General features: G+C 49.4%; 16 protein-coding genes and 5 pseudogenes. 12 read left to right on the top strand and 9 right to left on the bottom strand.

Annotation, left to right across the window (positions count from 1 at the left end):
• Positions 1-360: 360 nt before the first annotated feature.
• A complete protein-coding gene (locus ACFR99_RS04425) occupies positions 361-1,128 on the bottom strand; it encodes a glycosyltransferase (RefSeq protein WP_390284741.1) in 768 nt (255 codons plus the stop codon).
• Positions 1,129-1,256: 128 nt separating this feature from the next.
• Here ACFR99_RS04425 and ACFR99_RS04420 point away from each other — a divergent pair, with 128 nt between their 5' ends.
• Positions 1,257-2,396: a glycosyltransferase family 4 protein gene (locus ACFR99_RS04420; RefSeq protein WP_390284739.1), complete on the top strand. Its 1,140-nt coding sequence runs from the start codon at positions 1,257-1,259 to the stop codon at positions 2,394-2,396.
• Here ACFR99_RS04420 and ACFR99_RS04415 read toward each other — a convergent pair.
• Together ACFR99_RS04415 and ACFR99_RS04410 are read right to left on the bottom strand one after the other, a co-directional pair.
• Complete coding sequence (locus ACFR99_RS04415) at positions 2,390-3,265, bottom strand: glycosyltransferase domain-containing protein (protein WP_390284737.1); 876 nt, start codon at positions 3,263-3,265, stop codon at positions 2,390-2,392. The two genes, ACFR99_RS04420 and ACFR99_RS04415, sit on opposite strands and share 7 nt — an antisense overlap.
• Positions 3,266-3,267: 2 nt before the next feature.
• Complete coding sequence (locus ACFR99_RS04410) at positions 3,268-5,208, bottom strand: ArnT family glycosyltransferase (protein ID WP_390284735.1); 1,941 nt, start codon at positions 5,206-5,208, stop codon at positions 3,268-3,270.
• A 97-nt stretch (positions 5,209-5,305) separates the two neighbouring features.
• On the opposite strand from ACFR99_RS04410, the gene ACFR99_RS04405 reads away from it, so the two are divergent.
• The 6 genes and pseudogenes from ACFR99_RS04405 to ACFR99_RS04380 all read left to right on the top strand — a co-directional run bounded on the left by ACFR99_RS04405 (position 5,306) and on the right by ACFR99_RS04380 (position 10,116).
• Positions 5,306-6,400: a glycosyltransferase gene (locus tag ACFR99_RS04405; RefSeq protein WP_390284733.1), complete on the top strand. Its 1,095-nt coding sequence runs from the start codon at positions 5,306-5,308 to the stop codon at positions 6,398-6,400.
• Positions 6,400-7,107 (top strand): class I SAM-dependent methyltransferase, encoded by a 708-nt coding sequence (locus tag ACFR99_RS04400; protein WP_390284731.1) that lies wholly within the window; start codon positions 6,400-6,402, stop codon positions 7,105-7,107. Before ACFR99_RS04405 ends, ACFR99_RS04400 begins: the two co-directional genes overlap by 1 nt.
• Positions 7,108-7,257: 150 nt before the next feature.
• Positions 7,258-7,524, top strand: a pseudogene (locus ACFR99_RS04395) (transposase); the annotation flags it as partial.
• 203 nt (positions 7,525-7,727) lie between these two features.
• Positions 7,728-8,822, top strand: a complete 1,095-nt coding sequence (locus tag ACFR99_RS04390; RefSeq protein ID WP_390284729.1) for an IS701 family transposase — start codon at positions 7,728-7,730, stop codon at positions 8,820-8,822.
• Positions 8,823-8,840: 18 nt separating this feature from the next.
• Positions 8,841-8,969 carry a hypothetical protein gene (locus ACFR99_RS04385; protein WP_390285385.1) on the top strand — a complete coding sequence of 43 codons (129 nt, stop codon included), beginning with the start codon at positions 8,841-8,843 and terminating at the stop codon, positions 8,967-8,969.
• A 62-nt stretch (positions 8,970-9,031) separates the two neighbouring features.
• A pseudogene (locus tag ACFR99_RS04380) lies at positions 9,032-10,116 on the top strand (IS630 family transposase).
• Between the two features lie 454 nt (positions 10,117-10,570).
• Here the strand turns inward: ACFR99_RS04380 and ACFR99_RS04375 are convergent.
• The 3 genes from ACFR99_RS04375 to ACFR99_RS04365 all read right to left on the bottom strand — a co-directional run bounded on the left by ACFR99_RS04375 (position 10,571) and on the right by ACFR99_RS04365 (position 13,962).
• A complete protein-coding gene (locus ACFR99_RS04375; protein ID WP_390284727.1) occupies positions 10,571-11,557 on the bottom strand; it encodes a transposase in 987 nt (328 codons plus the stop codon).
• Positions 11,558-11,621: 64 nt separating this feature from the next.
• Positions 11,622-12,563: a UDP-glucuronic acid decarboxylase family protein gene (locus ACFR99_RS04370; RefSeq protein ID WP_390284726.1), complete on the bottom strand. Its 942-nt coding sequence runs from the start codon at positions 12,561-12,563 to the stop codon at positions 11,622-11,624.
• Positions 12,564-12,681: 118 nt separating this feature from the next.
• Positions 12,682-13,962: a glycosyltransferase family 61 protein gene (locus ACFR99_RS04365; RefSeq protein ID WP_390284725.1), complete on the bottom strand. Its 1,281-nt coding sequence runs from the start codon at positions 13,960-13,962 to the stop codon at positions 12,682-12,684.
• A gap of 381 nt (positions 13,963-14,343) precedes the next feature.
• Between ACFR99_RS04365 and ACFR99_RS04360 the strand changes: the two are divergent.
• Positions 14,344-14,769: pseudogene (locus ACFR99_RS04360) on the top strand (transposase); the annotation flags it as partial.
• A gap of 92 nt (positions 14,770-14,861) precedes the next feature.
• Here the strand turns inward: ACFR99_RS04360 and ACFR99_RS04355 are convergent.
• A pseudogene (locus ACFR99_RS04355) lies at positions 14,862-16,131 on the bottom strand (IS4 family transposase).
• Positions 16,132-16,506: 375 nt separating this feature from the next.
• Between ACFR99_RS04355 and ACFR99_RS04350 the strand changes: the two are divergent.
• Positions 16,507-16,964, top strand: a pseudogene (locus tag ACFR99_RS04350) (IS1595 family transposase); the annotation flags it as partial.
• Between the two features lie 60 nt (positions 16,965-17,024).
• Here the strand turns inward: ACFR99_RS04350 and ACFR99_RS04345 are convergent.
• On the bottom strand, positions 17,025-17,888 hold the full coding sequence (locus ACFR99_RS04345) for a glycosyltransferase family 2 protein (RefSeq protein ID WP_390284724.1): 864 nt from the start codon (positions 17,886-17,888) through the stop codon (positions 17,025-17,027).
• A 552-nt stretch (positions 17,889-18,440) separates the two neighbouring features.
• Here ACFR99_RS04345 and ACFR99_RS04340 point away from each other — a divergent pair.
• From ACFR99_RS04340 to ACFR99_RS04330, 3 genes are read left to right on the top strand one after another with little or no spacing between them, the layout of a single operon-like run.
• Entirely contained in the window at positions 18,441-19,139 is a 699-nt protein-coding gene (locus ACFR99_RS04340; RefSeq protein WP_390284723.1) for a glycosyltransferase family 4 protein, read from the top strand.
• Complete coding sequence (locus ACFR99_RS04335; RefSeq protein WP_390284722.1) at positions 19,136-20,344, top strand: glycosyltransferase family 4 protein; 1,209 nt, start codon at positions 19,136-19,138, stop codon at positions 20,342-20,344. The genes ACFR99_RS04340 and ACFR99_RS04335 overlap by 4 nt, the downstream gene beginning before the upstream one ends.
• Positions 20,345-20,390: 46 nt before the next feature.
• Positions 20,391-21,386, top strand: a complete 996-nt coding sequence (locus ACFR99_RS04330) for a glycosyltransferase family 2 protein (RefSeq protein WP_390284721.1) — start codon at positions 20,391-20,393, stop codon at positions 21,384-21,386.
• Here the strand turns inward: ACFR99_RS04330 and ACFR99_RS04325 are convergent.
• Positions 21,376-22,494, bottom strand: coding sequence for a glycosyltransferase family 4 protein (locus ACFR99_RS04325; protein ID WP_390284720.1), 1,119 nt, complete (start codon positions 22,492-22,494; stop codon positions 21,376-21,378). The genes ACFR99_RS04330 and ACFR99_RS04325 overlap by 11 nt on opposite strands.

Below are 22,494 nucleotides of genomic sequence, written 5' to 3'. Positions count from 1 at the left end.
CCTATATCATTCTGCTTACGAATCTCCTTCTGCTGGATTTCGGCCACTATTTCATATGAGAGACTCCAATTTCTCAGCGACCAATTCAGATGGTGACTCCTCGTGGACGCGTGATTCCACGATTATCCTTCTTCCCGTGTGTTCCTGATGTATTCAATGATTGTGACTCATAAGCGTCTGGGCAGGAATGTCCTAACTACCAGGGGATGATGATCGAGGAACCGCACCCACTCACCAGAACGCCGTTAATAGCTGATGTCCTGATTCTGAGCAGGTATTCATTCATAAACTGTCTGGACATATACTTTAGCTCCTTGTCAGGAACTGACCGCTCTGCTAATTAATGGATCTTCTCGGTGTTTAATCAGCTAATCTCTGCGGCCACTTAAAGAGCGACCCTGCAAGAGTTTTGCGTAAGATGCGTAATGCCACATACCATCTTGCTGCTGGCCATGAACCGCCAGTAGTGTGAATACACTGCAGATCTGGGTACTGGTGTATTATCCGAAGTAGCGTAAGGTCATGTCGCACATCGCGCCAACCTCCATCGGAATAGTGCCACAAGTCTAATGGAAGTACCACCACTTTTTTCCCGGATTTTTTCATCCGGATCGAGTACTCCACCCCATATAGGTGCCAACCCTTACAAACAGATGTTGAAAACCTTTCTTCTTCGAATACTTTTTTTGGAACGATCAAGATTAGCTCATCGAGAGAATCAACTTCTTTAGGAGATTCAATATGTGTACCACGCTCCCACTTTTTCCTTTCTTGACCATGATGTATCAAATTCACGCCCTCAGATCGACAATTCCCTGTGCTGCGTACGCCAGCTGCGCCTGCAACACCTAGATTGTCAATCTCATCTAGGTATGATAGGGAATATGATAGGTATCTAGGTGTGAGCCTCACATCTTGGTGAATAAATACTAAGTATTTTCCACTCGCTTTGAATGCCCCTTCATTTAAGGCTTCTGAGGCTGATTCATATGTTGAATCTCGATTATCAATGTATATCTTTTCAAAATTCCTGCATGTTTGATTTTTCAACCCAGTATCTAGGAATTCATCGAGCGTCTCTCGGTCATTATAAACGCATATAATACTGAAGGCGGGGCGGTCATTCATGGAATCAGTTTCGATTAGTGAGCAATATAACCTCCACGGTTCAAGAAAGCGACTTGAGAAGGCTGCTGTAGAAAGATACTTTTACTCTTCGTAAAACATATTGTCTACGCATAGTAGTAGATAGTAGAATGAAAATTACGATCCTCACCCCTGATCTCTCCGATAATTCGCTTGGGCGATCCTATTTACTGGCTCAACTGCTAGAACCTCACTACGAAATCGAGATTGTGGGTCCCAAGACTCGCCAAAACATCTGGAAACCAGTTCGGGACGAGTATGAATACCAGTCTGTGGATATGAGATCCTCAATTTTAGATTTTCCCCTACATTATCAATCAATATCTAGAAAAATTTCTGGAGACGTAGTCTACGCAGTAAAGCCCCGTATGCTAAGTTACGGATATGGATTATTGAATTCAATAGAAAAAGATAAGCCGATAATTCTGGATATAGATGATTGGGAGTCTGGCTTCAAATCTGGAGATGGGATGAGAAAGTATTTGTCATATTTAAAGTCTATCCCAATGTTGGTTAATCTGAACTCTCTCGGATATATGAGAATGATGGAAAAGGCATCTGTCTGGGCAGACGAAATTACTGTTTCCAATTTTTTCTTGAAAGAAAAATTCGGAGGGACATATGTCCCTCATGTTAGAAATACGGACTTTTTCAATCCAGATAACTACGATAGCAAGAAGGCAAGGAATGAATTAGGTATTCCAGAGGATAAATTTATAGTCCTTTTCAGCGGAACTCCTCGTCCGCATAAAGGTGTTAGCGATTTGGTTGAAGCAGTACAATCGATAGAACGAGACGATATCTTACTTCTTATTGTCGGTGTCCACGAATCGAGATATGTTAGAAAACTAAAATCTATGTCCGATGACAGAGTGGTATTCTATTCTCAACAGCCGTTCACACAGCTACCAAAGTGGATTGCAGCTTCGGATCTGTTCGTTATCCCTCAAAAGCAGACATCAAGTACAAGAGGACAAATGCCAGCCAAGGTCTTCGACGCAATGTCAATGGGGAAACCCATAATTGCGACTGAGGTTTCTGATCTCCCTAGGGTTCTAGAAGATTGTGGAGTCATCGTGAGTCCTGATTCACCAGGCGAGCTGGCTAACAAGATTGAGGACTTAGCTAATGATCCTAATGAAAGGGATGAATTGGGATCAAAAGCCCGGGTCCAATGTGTTAGAAACTATAGCTATCAGAGATTTTCTCCTAAATTAGCGGCTCTAGTAGAAGAGGTTGCAGATCACTGAAAGAATTCTGTTTTATTAATTTTTCGAATGATTTTTTTCCTTAGGCTGTCAACCCCTTCGTTCCTAATGGTGTTTATTGCCCTGATAAATAGTTCAAATAGTAAATATAAGATATAGATGGCCACATAGAATACATGCGGGAGTGATCCTCTTTTTTTCCATTTTACCCGCAGCAGATATTCATATGTATTCTCAAACATCATACATTTTTTATGATTGGAGTACTCGAAATGCTTAGAGTTGGTTGAAGTATCTGCCGGTAAGCGATAATATTGTGGGTCACATTCCCAGAGTGAGTAGTCAAAACTTAGCTGATCGCGCTCCGGGCCTTCTTTGTACTCCTTCCACCAAGTTCTCATAGTCTCTACGACCTGTGGGTCTTGGTGATCTCGAATCAATATACGAGTTTCACTAAGGCCAAAATTTTGAGGGAAGCCGATTTCGCGGTATTTATCCATTTTTTGTTCCGTAATATCCGGCTCGATAAGCTTCTGGTCAACGCATACTTCTGCTTCCTCATAGATACAATCCCGGAGTGGATGCTGGGGAACAGCTAAATCAGCACCTTGCAAGACTTCGTCAGCAAGAGGAGCGATCTGATCACTAATAGCTATGTTGGCGTCAATCCAGATACTCCGCTCATATTCCGGTAGATATTTGTGAGGGAGCACTTTCACTTTCCCACTAGTTAGCTTTGGCGACAAATCATCAACAGATATCTCACGCACTTCCCACGGGGACGGTATTTTGCTTGGATTATCAGTGAAACAGATGTAGTCTATTCTATCCTCATTTACCAGGGGTGGGAGAACTACATCGTAATCTCCGAAAACAGCAGTATATACCGCAATGTGCTTTGATTCAGGCATTACTAACAACCATAATCCTTGTGAATATAAATTTGGGCTTTTGAAAGCTCTAATCTATCATTATCTATTCGACAGTAGTGGCTCTCAAAGGTAGTTCGAATCTCGTCAGACGGTTTCATAACCATTTCCGTACGGCGCTCCTTGATGACAAGAACCACCTCTCCCTTTTCCATAGAATCGACTATTTTATTAGTCATTACTTGCTGCCCTTCTCCATTGCGATAGTCTCCCCACTCTCGTGAGAAGTCTTGGACATTTTCACGGTCTGCTTGTATCGCATATAGCGGCTGAGCAGTGAAGACCAGATCATTTTCAGAAGTCTTCTTCTCAACAAGATCACCGACCGCTTGCACATTGCTAATGGATCCTCGATCTGAGTCATATGGTTGAACGGTACCTCCCATATTTGAAATCATGACCGGAGCTGCTAATACACCTACAACTGCGGACAAGGCTAATATGAACGCAATTCCATGAAACGCAAACCTCGAGGTGGCTTCTCTAAGTTGACCCACTGCGATCCCACTGATTATTGATAGGTATGGAAGTATCTCCTGAGAATATGTAATGAGCATTGGGTCATCTCTAAATATGTACATGGCAGATATGCCAACAGGAAGAATTATCAAGAAAGAACTATTTTCCTCCTGAAAGATATTCAAGTTTATATCTGGAAGGAACATTGTCACCAATATCGCTGTTATGAATAGAATCGATATCACACCCACTAACACCTCCCGTCCTTGATATCCCGTGAGCGGGTATGATGGAGTATATATGCCTTTTAGAAACTGTATCATTATCCCGGTTAGAGTCAGATAAGCCAGCACACTAGCGTGTTTATTAATATTAGATGATCTAATATAGGTAAATAAATAAACCATAAATATAAGGAATATTGGTAAAGATAAATATATAATTCCTAATATGAAGTCTTCCTGCATATCTGACTTGATAGACTGGTAAGAGAACTCTGGAGTGATGAGTAGGAGAGAAATGATTCCAATGGATGCCACCCCGATAATCACCTGATTTATTGGGCTGATCATATTGCTTGGAAACAACGAGTAGTATGTATCACTGGAATGTATATATGATGAAACAAGGATTGCGAGAACAGATATCAATATATAATATGGTACAAGGTTACTAGTCAGCGGTCCTGGTGATAACGGCATGAGACCAAACAAATGATATGTGGCTAGTTCAGCAGTAGCACTCAAATCACCCCTAGAAATAATTACGTAACCCCCCAGAATTGTAGTGAGCATGCTACTTGCAAGCACCACCACTGCGGGAATCTCTTTCAGTATATGCTCGTCTCTCTTGACGGTACGGTAGTATAAGAAATGAAGTCCAATTAACACAGCGTAGAAAATAGCAGATCGTCGGATCAGGTAACCAGATCCTAGAAGGATCCCAACTAGGAAGAGATAAATAAGTCGGACACGCTCTTCAGTGAATCTAGAAACATATATGTAAGAAACCATTATGGTTAGAAGAACTAGTGCAGGCTCGGTCTTTAGCCATAAACTCCAAAATAGGGGAAGTGGAGTTAACAGATAGAGTATAGTAGCGAATTCAGCCGGTTTTTGGCCAGATAGAAAGTCAACTATTTTGTAGACACCGAAGCCACTCATGGCGGAGATAGATATCATCGCCAACCTAGTCGTAACTATTGGGTCGATTTCAGTTAATAATATAGATGACAGTATCGCATGAAAGAACGGTGAACGGGAAGGGAAATCAGCGATCGGAATACCCCCTTCCAAAAAGCGCTGGGCGTCATAGAGATATAGTCCAGTATCGGCATTTACGGATGCTATATCAAATATAAGAAGTCTAGCGAGAATTCCAACAGCTATTATCAATATAATATTAGGAGGCCTTTTCCATTGTGCTGGTCTTGGAAAATCAAAGTTGAGACCAGTTCTGTTTCCCATTGGTCCACACCATCAGTGGCTACTATAAATAGGTTTTGGACTACCACGAAATAAAGATAATAAAACCTATTATAGGTACCACAACTTAGACAGTGAAGTGACCCGGAAGCAGATTTTGATGTTAAACTACGAGTACCCACCTCTTGGAGGTGGTGCAGCAAACGCTAATAAATATCTCCTAGATGAATTCGCAGATCAAGATGATATTGTAATTGATCTTGTGACCTCCTCTCAGGGAGAGTATCAAGAGAGGTCGATCGCGGAGAATATCACTCTGTATCGGCTCAATGTTAACAAAAATGCTATTCATTATTGGACTCAAGCAGAGATTCTCCGTTACAGCTGGAAAGCATATCAGAAATCCCGTGAGTTGATTAGGCACACGAACTACGACCTTGTTCATGCCTGGTTCGGCGTACCCTCGGGAATCATTGCAAACCTCCTCGGAATACCATACATTGTAGCCCTTCGTGGAAGTGATGTCCCGGGTTACAACGAGCGATTCTCGTGGCAATACGTTGTGTTGAAGCCGTTGATTCGAAAAGTGTGGCAGGACGCGGAGTCGGTGATTGCTAATTCGCAGGGACTCCGTGAGCTGGCGTTGGAAACTTCAGATGTACTGATTGATGTGATCCCCAATGGTGTTTCTGTCGACGAATTCAACCCGGAGTACCATAATAGAGACACGTTACATATACTGTGTGTCTCCCGATTGATCGAAAGGAAAGGAGTCGACGACTTGATCAAGGCTGTTGATGATCTCGACGTCAAGTTGACGATCGTAGGAGATGGAGAACAAGCAGAGGCATTGCAAGACCTTGCCGTGGATCTCGGCATTGAAGAACGTATAACTTTTACAGGCTACATTCCGCACGATGAAATCAACGAATACTATGAAACGGCAGACTTGTTTGTCCTACCATCGAAAAACGAAGGTATGAGCAACACTGTATTAGAAGCGATGGCTGCCGGTTTACCGATAATCACGACCAACACGGGCGGCACGGAAGAGTTGATTCATGGTAATGGAATGGTCGTGCCTCCAGAGGACCCGGATGCAATCTCAGAGGCAATCAGTAGATACGATAAGGAGTCGATTCGTGCTGCAGGCAATGAGTCCCGACAGATAGTAGAAAAAATGAGTTGGGGCAAAGTGGCAGATCGTTACAAGGCAAAATACAGGGAGATATAATGGGTCTAAAAGAAACTATCCAACAGAACATTAGCGATATGCAATCTGAACTGGGCCGGAAGTATTGGCAAACGTCTGCCTCCAGTCTGACTCTCCTCCCGGCTATTCAGACTGCTTTAGATCAACACGCGGAAGGAAAACTACTCGACGCCGGGGCAGGCGACCTACTTTATAAACCGGTAGTCGAAGAACACTGTACAGATTATGAAAGTCTGGATATCATTGACAATCCAGATCTGGACTATCAACAAGATATTCAGGATATGGATCTCGGGTCCGGTACATACGATACGGTGTTCTGCAGGAACGTGTTAGAGCACGTGCCGAACCCTGATGAAGCGATGGCGGAGATCCATCGAGTGTTGAAGTCCAACGGCACAGCCGTTGTGACGGTGCCCCACTTAGCGTATCTACACAACGAACCTCACGATTACAATCGGTACACCCCACACGGTATCCGAAGACTGGCCGAAGATGTTGGCTTTGAAGTTGTCCGAGTGGATCCTGTAGGTGGGTTATTTAGTTTTCTTGGTTACTCTTTAGCGACGTTCCTACTGGGCGCGACTTATCATCTTCCTGTGGCGTCAACGATAACTCTCAAGATAAATAATACTATGCAGAAATTATTAGTGTTAATAGACAAATTTACTGGCAATTCTGAGTATTTCCCATTGAATTGCCTTCTAGTTGCGAAGAAGAAACCCTGAAGTTTGGCAGCAGAAATTGGAAATGGCAAACTGACAGGAGCTTATTTTATTTCTAGAGGCGCTCTTGAATAGAGGATTGTTAGTCTGTTCTCAGCAGTTGCTGGAAGTCATAGAGGGCAAGGGTGACGCGACCGCGTCACCCGACGAACGATGTTCCCAATCAAGACGTTCGTCTCGGAGCGTCGGGCCGCGAACCTGCTGGCACAGGTCTGCTGGCGTAACGCCGTCTATTGCCCCCGCTGCTGTGCCGAATCTGTGATTCGGTACGGCAGCTATCGAGTGTTTCAGCGGTATCGCTGTAAGAATTGCGACCGCATGTTCAACGACCGGACCGGCACTGTCTTCGAACACTCGGCGGTGGCACTCAGAAAGTGGTTTCTCGCCGTCTACACCTACATCCGGTTCAACAATGGTATAGGTAACTGGAATACGAACGAGCAACACCTCCGTGAACTTCGGGACCGCGCCCGATGGTTGGCCGATATGTTCGAGTAATTCGGGATACAGTACATCCCAGAAGGGAAGAACTGGGTAGCAGATAAGTTGAGGGTGTCATAACTGTACTTCCGAGGTTTAGCTTCGACAGTTGGTTTTCGGTCACAGAACGCCTTAGATGAGGTATGATGAACAACGTGACACGCAGTCAGGCCGAAGGACTACAGTTTCTCAGTGGCTACCGTTCAGCATTCACGACTCGGATAGATGGATCGACATGGCCGAAAAACGAACGGACATGGCTGAACGCAGGCCGGTACTTCCGGGGCCTGCTGCGCCCCGGAAGTACCAACACCATCACCGACATCGCCAAGAAAATGCACACCGATCAGGAACGGCTCGAACGGTTTGTCCGTGAGAGTCCATGGGAACACGAACGCGTCGAGGCTGAGCTTCGGGAACGCGTTCCCGAAGCGATCCAAGGGCACGAAGCTGCACTGATCGTCGATGGTATGGGCATCCCGAAGACGGGAAAGGACAGTGTTGGCGTCGCTCGTCAGTGGTGTGGTGTGACTGGAAAACTTGACAACTGCCAGGTGACGGTCAACTGCACGCTCGCCAGACCCGGCGAGCGGCAGAATGCTGACCAACTTACCTGGCCACTGGGGATGCGATTGTTCCTGTCCCAAAAGTGGACTGGCGACGACGATGCAGACTACGAGAGCCAGCAAGAACGAGAACGCTACGCTCAGTGGCAGAAAAACACAGCTGTCCTCGCCGACATTAAACACCAGTCGAAGCCTGAGCTAGCCTTGGAACTCGTCGAACAGGCAGTCTCAACCGAGATCGATCACGGCTGTGTCGTTGCTGACAGATTCTTCGGCGAAGCCCGGAGTTTCCGTCTGAAACTCCGGGCGATTTCTGAGCCATATGTCTTGGAAGTGTCGCCGACGGAGTTCCGGACCGTTCCTGAGGACACCGACCTTATCCATCCAGACGCGCATCCCAATCGGAAGCACGCTGCTCATCCTGAAGACGTGACGTCGGAGATGCCAGCGGAAGTCGCCGAGGCACTCGGCGACGACGCTTGGACCGAGATTACGTGGAATGAAGGGACCAAAGAACCCCTCTCCAGTGAATTCTATCGAACACGAGTTCGAGAGGTAAAATGTCGGGATACAGGGTGGGTGAGCGATGAAACAGGCTGGTTGCTCCTGAAGAACGAGAAGAACGATGACGAGGACGAAGAAAACAGTGTACTCAGAGCATGGATATGCTGAGGCGTCGACGAGGCGTCACTGGAGGAATTAGTGTCTTGGGCACAACTCCGCTGGTGCGTAGAGCAGTTCCACAGAGATGTCAAGCAAAACCTCGGTGCTGACGAGTTCCAGGGGCGAACCTGGAAGGGCGTTCATCACCACCTCTAGTGATTCACAGAAGAGTTGGGTGTACTCTGAGTCGGTGACGTCATGGCTGGTAAAAAAAAGAGATCGTCCGTCACCTGAGTGAGGACGATCTCGACCGCTTGCTCACGCAGACAGATAATGAGAAGATGAGCAAGCGCCTCACCTTCATCAAGCGGCTGTACAAGGGTGCGACGCTCGAAGATGCAGCCGATGATGTCGGAATGTCCCAGTCAACCGGAAGTCGCTGGGCAGATCTTTGGAATGAAGGTGGTCTTGGTCAGTGATGCCGAACTTCGGGGGCGGCAGGCCCCCGAAGCTCGGCGATGGCCAACGAGAGCGCCTCGTCAAACTCCTTCGAGAAGGCGAACCGTGGAAAAAACAGGAGATACAGCACCTCCTGAACACTGAATTCGACATCGAGTATCATCCGAATTATCTTCCACGAATGCTGGCCGACCTCGGGCTCTCGTACGCAATTCCGCGGACAGAGCGGCCAGATCGACCAGACAACGCTGACAAGATCCTCGACGAACGCGCTGCAGACGCGTTCGACGAGGAGGGCCCTGAGAAGCCCCATAACAAACTCTCTAACGACGACAGTAGCGAAAACTGGGAGATTGATGACGATATTTGTACAGATGGAGGCACAGCAATCGGCTTCTTTGACATCTCTCACCCGCAACCATGGGACAATTCTCAGCGGCTCTATACCGTCAGCGAGCCGACGATCACCCGGCCGCTGGTGAAAATCGATACACCAGCGGCCGGGTTCTATGCGCTTACTGGCGAGAGTGTTCTCCAGTTCCCCGTGGATCAGACAAAAGAGCAGATCTGTGAGTGTTTTCGACGGATCCGCGAGCAGAATCCCGGCAAGCGGATTCTGCTCGTCTTGGATAATTTCTCCTCACACATATGTGAATACACGCGGAAACGCGCTCACGAACTTGGAATAGATCTCATCTTTCTTCCGGTCGGTTCTCCACACCTCAATCCGATCGAATCCGTCTGGAAGAGTCTCAAATAGGAGTCGTCACCACTCATCGTGGAGGGCGCGGATGAGTACCGCGCCCTCCTCGATGAGATCTTCACGAAACTGACCGAACGGTTGAGCTTTGCGAGCTCGTGGATCGAGAATCATCTCGGCGAGTATATCCAAAAGTTGCGTTAATCACTAGCGGTGGTGATGTTAGCCCATGCGTTCGTGGTACGGCGGCGGCTTGAGACCGGTACAAATCACTCTGATTTCTCATCATTCGAAGAAGTAATCGGCCAGATCGTTCGAGAATCAGCGATTCAGGGGCTGATGGAGGACAAGGGGTGTGATCGAGACCGAGCAGAGGAGTTAGCAGAGTATATGCTTCAGAGCTACTCCCCGTGGTAGCTACCTCCTCGACGAGAGCGCCTGCCGCTGTAGCGGCAGCGCTCTCTTGGTTCTTCTCTACCACCAGAATTCCAGGCAAGTACACGCATGTGCGCGACCACATCTCTGAGTTGTTCTTAGAGTGCCACTCCCAGTCACTACTGATTCCGCCGTTCTTTTTCTCAACCAGCTCAACCTGTAGAACCTGGTCGCTAACCGTTAACTGTAGCGTTAAACCTCGGAAGTACAGATAGAAGTCTTCTCACACCGATATCACGGTGCTTCCTGGATTGTCTCCACGTTCATAGTTGGTGATCGCAACGACGAGACGGAGACATAGAGCAAGAAACACCTGCGCTCGTGCATGGACGCGGCCTCGGGCTCGGACGTGCCCGAGGCCGCAGTCCTTGACTGCATTGTTGGTTCGTTCGACTCCTGTGCGGCGGTTGTACGTCTCGTCTAACGTCGACTGCTTCAGCTGAACGTCCTTACTGTGCTCGGTGATGCGGTCTTCGACCCTGTACTCGATGTCTTTCGGGTCGTCAGTGTTTCGTGCGTTGTACGGAGCGACTGGCACGACCCCTGCGGCCAGCAGGTGGTCGTGCCAGTCAAGCGTGTCGTAGGCACTATCACCGACCATCCAGATCGGCTGTTCGACGGCGAGCGCGTCACGCGTGACGCGCATCGCCGTCTCTTCTGGTGCTTGTTTGCTCTCGGTGAATTCCGCGGCGATAGGGATCTTTTGTCCGGTTGAGACGATCGTACAGCCGTAGTAGTATTCTTCGGCGGTTGGATCGTAGCATTTCGACGCATCTTGATCGGCTGGCATCGTTCTCACCTCAGTCGAATCGATGCAGTAGGTCAAGTCGAGCAGGCCCCGGCGGGCGGCCTGCTCGACGAGGTGGTCGAAGATTTCGTCAACGACGTGTTCGAGATCGGTGAGAAAGCGATCGACCGCGTCTCTCGACGGCGGTCGATCGAAGCCACAACTGAGCCAGACAACTGTATTCTGAAGCTCTCGTTCAACGGGGAGGATGCCGTAGATGTCTTTGTAGTAGCAATGGAGGAAGCCACGCATCATCTCTGGTGGCTCATGATCTCGTGTTCGCCCCGTCTCCGCCGGGGCGAACACGTCGAACTCTTCGAGAAAATCGAAGGAGAGATGCTCAAACAACGCTAGCGTCTCTGTCTCCACGACATTGAAGAACGTCTCTACCGAAGAATGCTCTTGCAGGGTCGCTGGGCTCATCCACCACAGCGTTCACCCTGCTCTTTGGTGTGCCACTCGTTCTATGACACCCTCGATAAGTTGCTTATTCTTCGTGTTCTTGGAAATAACTGATCGTATTTTCAAGTCCTGATGATAGGTCGATCTCTGGGTACCAACCGATATCGTTATGAACCCGACTGAGATCTGGCTTTCGTCGGGTAGGGTCATCTTCCGGTAACGGTTCAAAAACGATACCTGAATTTGTCTCAATTAACTCCGTTATCTCCTCTGCGAGCTCCAAAATGGTCCGCTCATTTGCTCTGCCTATGTTATATACATCGTAGTTTGGATTGGAATGATTCATCACTGATATCAACCCATCTACTAGATCATCGACATAGCAGAAACTACGGGTTTGCTCCCCGTCACCGTATACTGTGAGATCTTCATCATTCAGCGCCTGGTTTATAAACGTAGGAATAACTCGCCCATCATCTGGTCGCATCCGTGGGCCGTATGTGTTGAAAATTCGGACGGCTCTGGCATCAATATCGTATTTTCGTCGGTATGCGACTGCAAGGGTTTCTCCGAATCTTTTCGACTCATCGTAACACCCTCGAATACCTCGAATGTTCACATTCCCATTATATGTTTCAGGCTGTGGATGCACTTCCGGGTCCCCGTACACTTCACTCGTACTTGCAAAGAGAATTCTTGCACCACACGCACGAGCATGGTCAAGCAACTGACGAGTTCCTTGAGTATTTGCAAGCGCTATCTGGACAGGGTACTCTTGGAAATCAGCAGGGGATGCACGTGATGCCAGGTGATATATTCGGTCTATCTGAGGGAGTGAACTGGGGGTTCGAACATCCCGATCCATGAGATGAAATGAATCGTTGCCCTCGAAAGAGGTGATGTTATGTCGGCGACCACTGCTGAAATTATCGAGACAATACACTTCTTGGCCAGCAGAAAGGAGTTGTTCACACAGATGGCTTCCGAGAAAACCAGCACCTCCCGTTACAAGTACCTTATGCGACATCTTATAATATGGCTACCCCCCCTACGATGTAAACATTTTGTTAGTCCTCTGGCTATTAGTGCAAATACTACAGTAGTGTCACGTGTATAACCATTAGAAGTCGAACTGAGGTTCCAGCTTATTCACTTGCGGTGAGAACTTCGTCCAAACAAGACTCGACCTCGGCAGTATCGACCACAATGTCAATCTGGTTTTCCGGCATACATTTCAAACAATTATAATTATGTCCCATGAGATTGGAGAGATTATAATAGTGTTGCTGAATATTTTTCCCAAATAGTTCTATTACATCAATATTAATTCCATAAATTATGTTTACAATTCCAGCCCCATGAGGTGCCAGAACGGTGTCAGCTGTTGCAAATAACTGAATCTGATCTTTCAGACTCAGTTCTGACAGAACAACCTTTTCGAAACCGTATGCCGATAGCACGGAGAGAAGAGCGTCCTCATTAATAACTCGGCGCGCATCTGCGTCTTCTCGAGAAATATATATATTACGTGACTCAGAATCTGCTTCATCAATTTCGACATTGCTACGCATTTCGTTCCGAAGCCAGTGGCAGGCAACTATGTGCGGAAGCCCATTTGGGTTTCGAGGGTTCGATGTATATACAAATCTTTCAAATTTCTTGACCCCCCCCTTCCACGGATGACAAGTGTCTGTATCGATTCCAAGCAGTTCTAATGATTCTATAATGTACTGCGGGGGCCGTTCAGGTATGAGTATTGTCGGGTTCTTTCCTGTTTCGCGGCGGTACTGTCTCAGGTATTTTATACGGGGGAGAAATTCAATAATCCAATGATAGAATGATTGCGGGAACCCAACAAGTGAGAACACTGGTCCCGGTTCGACTGCATCAAAATCGCTATTTGACGGTTCGAGAATAGCAGACAATTGCGACTTACTGTTACGTCCGTTTTGTTTGAGTAATCGAATAATTGAGGTATATATTCTTTTATCACCCATCGCATCATACGGGTCCTCGATGAGGAACCGCCCGTCCTCAAGAGTCCTCAATGCGTCTGGCCCGATTAATACGACATCACGCAATTCAGAGACATACGTTGGTGAGAATTTTTCTGGGCCGGTTTTCCACCTTGTTTCGAAATTTGCTTGATCTGGTGGTTTAAGCGTGATTTCAGCTTCGTCATCATTTTGAGATAGCCAAGCGTGAGGAATATCAAACCTGAGTAGGTCGTCTGAATCAATAAAATCTTGTCGACTATGTGTGTTTCGAAGGTACGAATTGAAAATGACGGCGCCGGCAAACGGTGGAGCAGTTTTTAATACTTCTGTTATTCCTTCATTGAGGTAGACCTCCCATCCTTTCCGAAGGATCTGGTTCCACCGACCTGTTTTCGATTGTAGTTTTTGTTTAATCAACATTGGATTCATCTAGACATATACTCTTCTAATTTGTATCATTGTTATAATCGGCGTGTTTTATGTATTGTTCTGTGGAGTCGTTTTCAGCCTGGGCATCGACCGGTTTTGTTGACACTGATTAGCAAAAGATGCTTAGTTTTCAAACTATCGGAGAGCGCCCGATTGTCATAGGAATATATGAAGAGGTTGAACGAGTGATACCCCATATGGAATACACGCTATGTACCTCGGTTGATGACCGACGAAATAACACAGGTGTGGTGTGAAGTAACTACACTCTCGAACTCTGTCACTTCATACGCTCTTGAGTAGAAGACTGTTGGTCTGTTCTCAGCAGTTGCTGGAAGTCATAGAGGGCAAGGGTGACGCGACCGCGTCACCCGACGAACGATGTTCCCAATCAAGACGTTCGTCTCGGAGCGTCGGGCCGCGAACCTGCTGGCACAGGTCCGCTGGCGTAACGCCGTCTATTGCCCCCGCTGCTGTGCCGAATCTGTGATTCGGTACGGCAGCTATCGAGTGTTTCAGCGGTATCGCTGTAAGAATTGCAACCGCATGTTCAACGACCGGACCGGCACTGTCTTCGAACACTCGGCGGTGGCACTCAGAAAGTGGTTTCTCGCCGTCTACACCTACATCCGGTTCAACACGAGCCTCAGACAGTTAGACGTGGAGATCGACGTTTCCTACAAGGCGATCTACCGGCGCGTCCAGCGCTTCCTGCGAGCGCTGGATGCGCCTCGGCCACACCTCGAAGGTCCGGTCGAAATTGATGAACTGTACGTGAAAGCCGGGCTCAAGGGCTGCGAGCGCGACAATGAGTGATCAGCGAAACTATTGAACATGCAGTCCTGAGGAGCGTGGAATATGGCTACTCCGGCCCATGTTGTATGTCCATTGGTCTTTAGTTAGGCCCCAGCCCTCGATTGTGTAGCGGTAGCGAGCCTCTCTTGGAGTATCGGTCGTTGTTGGTGTATCTTCTGAGCGTCGTCGATCAACCGTTCCAGCAACGGTGGCGGAGAGTAGCCGAGGTGTTCACCGAGTTCGTGAAGGATGAGCTGGGCGTGCGACCGGAAGGTCGTCGCCCAGCGTTCTGGTGGAAACACGAGCTCATCATCTGCCTGCTCGGTGACCAGATCCAACAGATCACGGCTAACCAGCAGTGACAGCAACGCCGCGTACAGCAGTATCTCAACGACGTGCTTCTTGCTCGTGGAAAACTCGTCCAACGAGTACTGCGTCTTGAGTTCGCGGAACAACAACTCAACTTCCCATCTGCAGCGGTAGATCATCGCTAGGTCTGCCGGTAAGAACTCTTCTCGCGGGAGATTCGTGATATACAGATGGTAGTCGTCGGCGTCCGCAACAAGGACGCCGACGACGCGGAACGTCTTCGTGTCCCACGACTGCGTCCCTGCATACTCTCTGCGCTAGAATTCTGCCTCGACCTCAACATCGATATACTGCCGATAGAGCTCATCAACCACGTCGTGGACTTTCTCACCCACCAAGGGAATGGCGTCGCCACGCCATTCCCGTAATTCTCCGGTTATCACCGGGTTCACGTTTGATTTGAGCCGACTCACGAAGTAGCCGTCATTCTCGTCGATCAGTGCGAAACGGCGGTACTTGAAGTACGCTTGATCGAACAGTACCAACCGGTCTTTGAGCCACGGACCCGTGTCAAACTCCGTGCTGTCGTGTGCTTTTTCGTCAGTGACGCTGAACCGGTCGATCGTCTGATTAGTGACGTTGTGGAGCAGGTGGAGCCGCGCTCCACCCTGCTCCCCTTTCCGTGGTTCGTACGCATCAGCGAGAAACCGATGTAACCGCAGGATTGTCCCGTCAGCAACCATCACGGAATCGGTCAAAATCTGCATCGACTGTATCCGGGACAGCGACCTCGTCGAGTGCGACCTCGACGAGGTCGCGGAGATACTCCGCGAGCGAGGGCGTTAACCGGTTATAGAAACCGCCTGGAGAGATCGGCTCGTCAGCGGTGGCGTTGTAGCTTCGTCTGGAGCCAGCGAGTGTTCGGCTTTCGCCTGCGGCGAAGCCGAACACAAACGCCCAGACGAAGGCAGGGATCTGGAGCTTGCGGTCACGTTCGACCACGCCGAGTTCCTCGGCGTGCTCTTTGAGGAACTCAGAGGGAAACAATGTAGTGAGCCGACGCATAATCCGAGATGAGGAGGCGTCTTGGTGCACACTTGCCGCCTCCTCGTTCCTTCCGCAAACATACCTCTATAAGCCGCCGCTGTCACGCGATTCGTCTCCTAACTAAAGACGGATGGTTGTATGTCTAGGGCTGGCGGATCCTTATTTATATACTCCTGGGAGCTGTTTTTCCAGAACTGTTGTAATGTGCCGTCTCGATGAATAGTTCACTCCTTAATTTAATTGCCGTTACATACTTTCCACACAAATACAATCCCTGTTGAATATCCATTATTATTCTAACCGTGCTCGGAGAGAACAGCATTCTCCCTCGTATCGGTTCTACGTCCGTCTTTTGCAGCCTCAAAGAGAAGTTTCAAAGGTTATACAGACCACTCTCCGTCGCGCTCGCGTGGCCTGTCCACACGCGGACGTGGAACGTACGCTGAGGACAAGCTCCTGTGTTCATTCTCGCGGATCATGGTAGTGGTGACCGGTATGTGATCCCGGCGAAAGCTGCGGATGAATCGACGATTCGACTCCTTCTGGCCGACCGCCAGCAGGAGCTGTTGACCGTCTATACTGATGGCTTTCGGGCATACGAATCACTCGACGAGGACGACGTATTCGCGGTCGAATGCGTCATCCACGGCGACGGTAAGTACTTTGACGGAGACGTGCATGTGAACACGTGCGAGAGCCACGCGTCGCTGACGCGACAGTGGCTCTCGCCGTATCGAGGCGTCTCCAAAGACAGACTCACACCGTATCTCAGAGCGTTCCAGCTCCGCCGCGAAGTCTTCCGAAAACCAGGGAAAGAAGCGCTAAAAGCCATCCTCGAAACAGCACTCTAACTCACCAACAATCTACGCCATAAGAGCGTTCCTAGAAATGTAGAGCACTACGGCCGGTGACTACTTTTCTGGGGCTTGGCAATAGCTCTTTATATATCCTAGATATGGTCTGGTGAAATTGTCCTCTGCAATGGTAGCGATGTTCTGAAATTCGAAATCTAAAATTTGATACTTAACTCTATTTATGGCAGCATCCGGTAATAAATGCGCGATGATTCCCCAACAAAGTGTTTTAAATTCCCCGGTAGCATTGAAATAACGAATTACGTTCCTTGGTATCCCTTTTGTCCACTTTTTGCTTAAATTATTATTGTCACTTCTAACTAGGTGCATACTTAACGCATCTTGTAGTACATATAAATTTCTATTTTCAGAACACAATATATATTTCATAAAGTACACATCTGTTTTATACCCAATAGATGAGTCGTAGTAGAAGCCTTCATTCCTGAACATTAGTGAGGTGTGTGGCACAACTTTTGAACACTTAGAATATTGACGAAATGCCACTTTATCTTCGTTTTCAAATAACTTGATAAGATTAGTACCACACCCGATATATTGTTCATTATTCTCGAGTGCTTCAACCTGTCGCTCTATCTTTTCTGGGTGCCAAATATCATCATGGTCCTGAATTGCGATGTATTCACCTTCACAGATTTCGATCAAGTGATTAAGGCCTCTGAAAGCTCCTTTATTTTCGTTTGAATAGAATACTTCAATTCGGTCGTCCTGATCTTCATACTCGCGGAGAATTGAACGTGTGCCATCTGTCGAATTATTGTCCAGAACTAAGATCTCCATATTACTATACGTCTGTTTAATTACAGATCTTAAGGTATTCTCCAGGAAATCTTCTGCATTATAACTGCAGATCGTAACTGAGACGAGAGGTGATCCCGACTTCGTCTCTTGGTTAGGCATACCTGCACTCTAGAATCCGGCGTTTAAACGTTTTCCGTAGGGTTCTGCAAACCGCGTTGTGCTTTAAGCGGCCAGTATTTGATCCTGTAGTCCGAACTGTACTGTCTTCTAATTTACTGTCTGCAACCGACCAAATGGCCGACGGCTGGAAAACTAACGATCCGAAAAATCCATATCTTCCGAAGGAGATTCCCTCTCGCAATGAATGTCCTATTTATTCTCGCTGGAGACGAAACACGGGCAAGTACCCGATTTCGAGTTCTCAACCTTCTCCCCGCTCTGGACGACGCCGAAATCAGCTATAAGACTCTCTCCGCGAAAAAATTCTCAAAACGCCTGCCTGGGCCCGACGAGCTCGGCTACGTACTCTTCATGGGCGAGCTGCTAGCTCGTGCTCCCCTCTACGATGTCATCTTCCTGCAGCGCGTTCCGTTGCCGTTCCACTATGTTGCGCTCTTGCAGAGGCTGTGCGATGACATCGTTTATGATTTCGACGATGCCGTGTACACGGCTCCGAAATGGGAAGACTGTGAGGATCAGTGGAAATCGCTGTTGGACCAAACGCTGCAGTGCAGTTCGCAGGTGATCGTCGGCAGTCCGACGCTCAAGAACTACGCTCGACAGCACTGTGATCGTGTCGTCTGCTTGCCGACACCGATTCCAACAGACAAGTATCCCGACAGGCAGCAGATATCGGAAACTGAGCCATCTGAGACGATCACGCTGGGTTGGATCGGCAACCCCCAGAACCTCCACTATCTCGCGTCCATCACTGAACCATTAGCGGCAATCTTGGAGCAGCACGATACCGAACTCCACGTGATAACGGCGGGCGACCTACCCGTTACTCCGCTCCGGGACCATCCGGACGTGACTTACCAGACCTGGACTCTCGAGGACGAACTCGATCTCCTCACAGAGGTCGACATCGGCATCCGACCGCTGTTTGACGACGAATGGACCCGCGGGAAAGGAGGGTACACGTCTGTTGTCCAGAAGATGGCGCTCGGCATTCCCGTCGTCGCCACGCCCGTCGGGATGATTACGGAGATCATCGAACACGGCCACTCGGGGTATCATGCGGACTCGCCCGAAGAGTGGACGCGCTACGTCTGCGAACTCATCGAAGACGAGCAGAAGCGGCGGGAGTTCGGCAAGAACGCCCACCAGGCCGTCGAAGATCAGGGATTCTGGACCGAACAACGAGCGGAAGAGTGGGTACAGTTGTTCGAGGACCTAGAACGCTCATGACCGTTACTGCCCCACGACGGATCGTCTTCGTCGCGCCGTTCGCCCTCGAGCCGCGAGGGACGGTCAGCGCCCGGATGATCCCGATCGCCCGGGAGTTGCAGGCGCGCGGCCACGACGTCACGATTGTCGTTCCGCCCTGGGATAACCTCGAATACTCGGAACGGCGAATGGAAGTCAACGGCGTCGAAGTGGTGAACCTCCGATTCGAGGGCGGCGGTCTCGAGCACGTACGAGTCGTCAGGCGACTCGTCAGCGCTGTGCGAGCGCTGGGCCCCGATCTGGTCCACGTATTCAAGCCCATCGCTCACGCGGGTATCGTCGCGGTGGTCCTCTCGCAGTTCCGGCGGCTTGGCGTCGACTGTCCCGTCGTCCTCGACAGCGACGACTGGGAGGGGGACGGCGGTCAAAACGAGCGCTCACGGCGATCGCGCCTCGAGGAACTCGTCATGCACTATCAAGAGCGGTTCGCTCCTCGAGTCGTCGACGCCGTGACGGTCGCCAGTAAGACCTTGGAGACACAGATGTGGGGTCTCGGTATTGATCCAGAGAGGGTGTTCTACGTGCCGAACGGCCAAGATCCCGACCGATTCGAACAAGTCGATACCACCCCGTCTAATCTCCGAACGGAGTACGGCATTGGAGATGGACCAATTGTCCTGTTGTATACGCGTTTTTTCGAGTACGAACTCGCTCGAGTCATCGAAGTGTTTCGGCAGGTCCGCAAGCGGATTCCGAACGTCCAGTTCGTCATCGTCGGCGAAGGCAGAGACGATGACGGCCAGGTGTTCGGTCAGCTCGCCGAAAGCGCTGGCATCGGCGAATCGGTCCATCTCACGGGGTGGGTAGAATTCGACGAATTACCAAGGGTCTTCGAGCTAGCAGATGTCGCGGTCTATCCGTTCGACGATACGCTCGTAAACCGAGCCAAATGCCCAGCGAAATTGACCGAGCTAATGCTCGCTGGACAGTGTATCGTCGCTGAGGACGTCGGTCAGGTGGGGGAGTACCTCGTAAACGGCCAGTCTGGGCTCCTCTCACCACCGGGCGATACAGAGGCCTTCGCAGACAATCTGATTCGGGCAGTACGCTCACCCGAACTACAGCAGCAACTGGGATCGAACGCTCGCAAACGAATTCTTGAGGGATTCGCGTGGGAGGAGATCACCACCGAGATAGAATCCGCATACGAATACTCGATGGGATAGCGAGAAGTCAGAGATGTTATTTGGATCGGAGAGTATCGGATGACCAATGAGTAGCGATGGAGTAGAACTCAAAAGAGATACTTCCGATCAGGTAGACTATGGCGGCTTATCAATAGTAATTCCTGTATATAACGAACAGGGAAATATCGAACCCCTCATAGACGAGATACTCAACGTCCTATCGGCGTCGGAACTGGAAGAGTACACCCCGTTCGAACTCGTGTTTGCTGATGACGGGAGTACCGATGGATCGCGCAGACAACTTCGCGAGCTCGCCGAACGACACGATACCGTTCGTGCTCTCTTTCTCAGTCGTAACTTCGGCCAGACGGCTGCACTGGCCGCCGGAATCGACGCGTCGACAGGAGATATAATCGTCACGATGGACGCGGATCGACAGAACGATCCCAATGATATTCCTCGCCTCCTCAAGAAGTATAAGGAAGGCTACGACTGTGTAAGTGGTCGACGAGTTAATCGTCAAGATCCGATAACGAAGCGTCTTCCATCAACTATCCAGACCTATCTCGCCAAACGGACCGGTCCAGATATTCACGACTTCGGCTGCACATTAAAAGTCTATAACGCGGACAGCCTGCGTGACATTGACCTCTATGGTGAGGGACATCGCTATATCCCCGCGAAACTCTACAATAAGGGATATAGAATCACAGAAACAGAAGTAAATCATCGTGAGCGTAAGTACGGTAGCTCGAAGTACGGTGCCAAGCGCTTGATGAAGGGATCACTCGATCTACTGTTTCACGCCTTTTGGAACCGGTTTTCGACGCGTCCACTACACCTGTACGGAAGCATTGGTACAGTGGTGTTCAGCGTTGGCGGCTTACTCGGCATACACATGTTGTTCACACGGCTCGTTCTTGGAAACGCTCTCGAACCGCACCTCCCTCGTCTATTGCTCGTTACCGCTCTTGTCCTGTTCGGGCTTCAGATATTCATTTTCGGTGTCCTCGCAGAAATACTGACCCGAATTTACTACCAGGACCAAGAGCCGTACCGGATCCAGACGATTATCGAATAGCGAGCCGTTCCAGCGCTGCTGTCGTTTTGCGGACCGTCTCTTCCCAGTCAAATTGTTCCTCGACACGTTCTCGACCGCGCATACCACAGTACTCACGCATGTGGTCGTCAGTAAGCAGTTCGATAACAGCATCTGCCAGGCCAACATCTTCATCGATCGGGACCGTCTTTCCGGTGTCCTCTACGATTTCTCTCAGTTGCGGCAGGTCGCTCGTAATGACTGGTGTCTCGGTCGCGAGCGCTTCGAGCACGGTCCTTGGTAAACCTTCCGATTCGCTCGGGAGGACAAGCACATCAGCACTTCGGTATACGGTCGGCATTTCATCGTACGGGACTGTGCCGAGAAAGTCGAGGGTGCCCGCTACATCAAGGTCGATTGCTAGGTCTTCGAGCTCTGGTCGTAACGGCCCGTCACCGCAGACGACCAATCGTGTATCGGGAACTGCCGACTGAATTGCGGGGAGTGCGTCGATTACGCGGTCCAGTCGTTTACCTTTAACGAGTCGACCGACAAAGAGAATCGTCGGCATTGTCTTGTCAATATTGTCCGCCGTCGGACCAGTCGGCGTAAAACGAGTCGTGTCGATCCCGTTCGCGATGACTTCGATCGAACTGGTGATCCCGCGAGCTCGAAGCCGGTCTCGATCAATAGTAGTGTAGCAGAACACGGTATCGGACGCTTGGAACGTCATCCGTCCAATCGTCCGGAGGTAGAGTTCGAACACGGCTCGAGGAGCGCTTTGGGAGTAGAGTCCGTGGTTAGTGATCGCCAGCGGTGTCTCGCCGACCAGACGGTTGATCGCTGCCGCCACCGTCGAGGCATACAGATGGGAATGAGCGTGGACGACGCCGTACTCGTCGCTGTTTCGAACGAAGTCGATCAGCGCCGGCGAGATAGCGTTTCCTAACGGCGACGCGATGGCAGGAAACCGTCTGATAGTGTATCCGTCCCGCTCCTCAGTAGCAGGCAATGACTGGTCGCTCATAACGGTCGCAACGGTGATATCGTGGCCCATAGCCGCTTGGTCTCGGCTCAGCGCGTGGACGTGATATGGCCCGCCTCCGACAACGTCCGGGTACAGTTTCTGTGCGATTCTGAGAATGCGCAT

It is taken from the genome of Haloarchaeobius amylolyticus (assembly GCF_042678045.1).
Lineage (GTDB): Archaea > Halobacteriota > Halobacteria > Halobacteriales > Natrialbaceae > Natrinema > Natrinema amylolyticus_A.
Note: the sequence above shows the minus strand (reverse complement) of the source record. Positions and strands in the feature narration are given on the sequence as shown.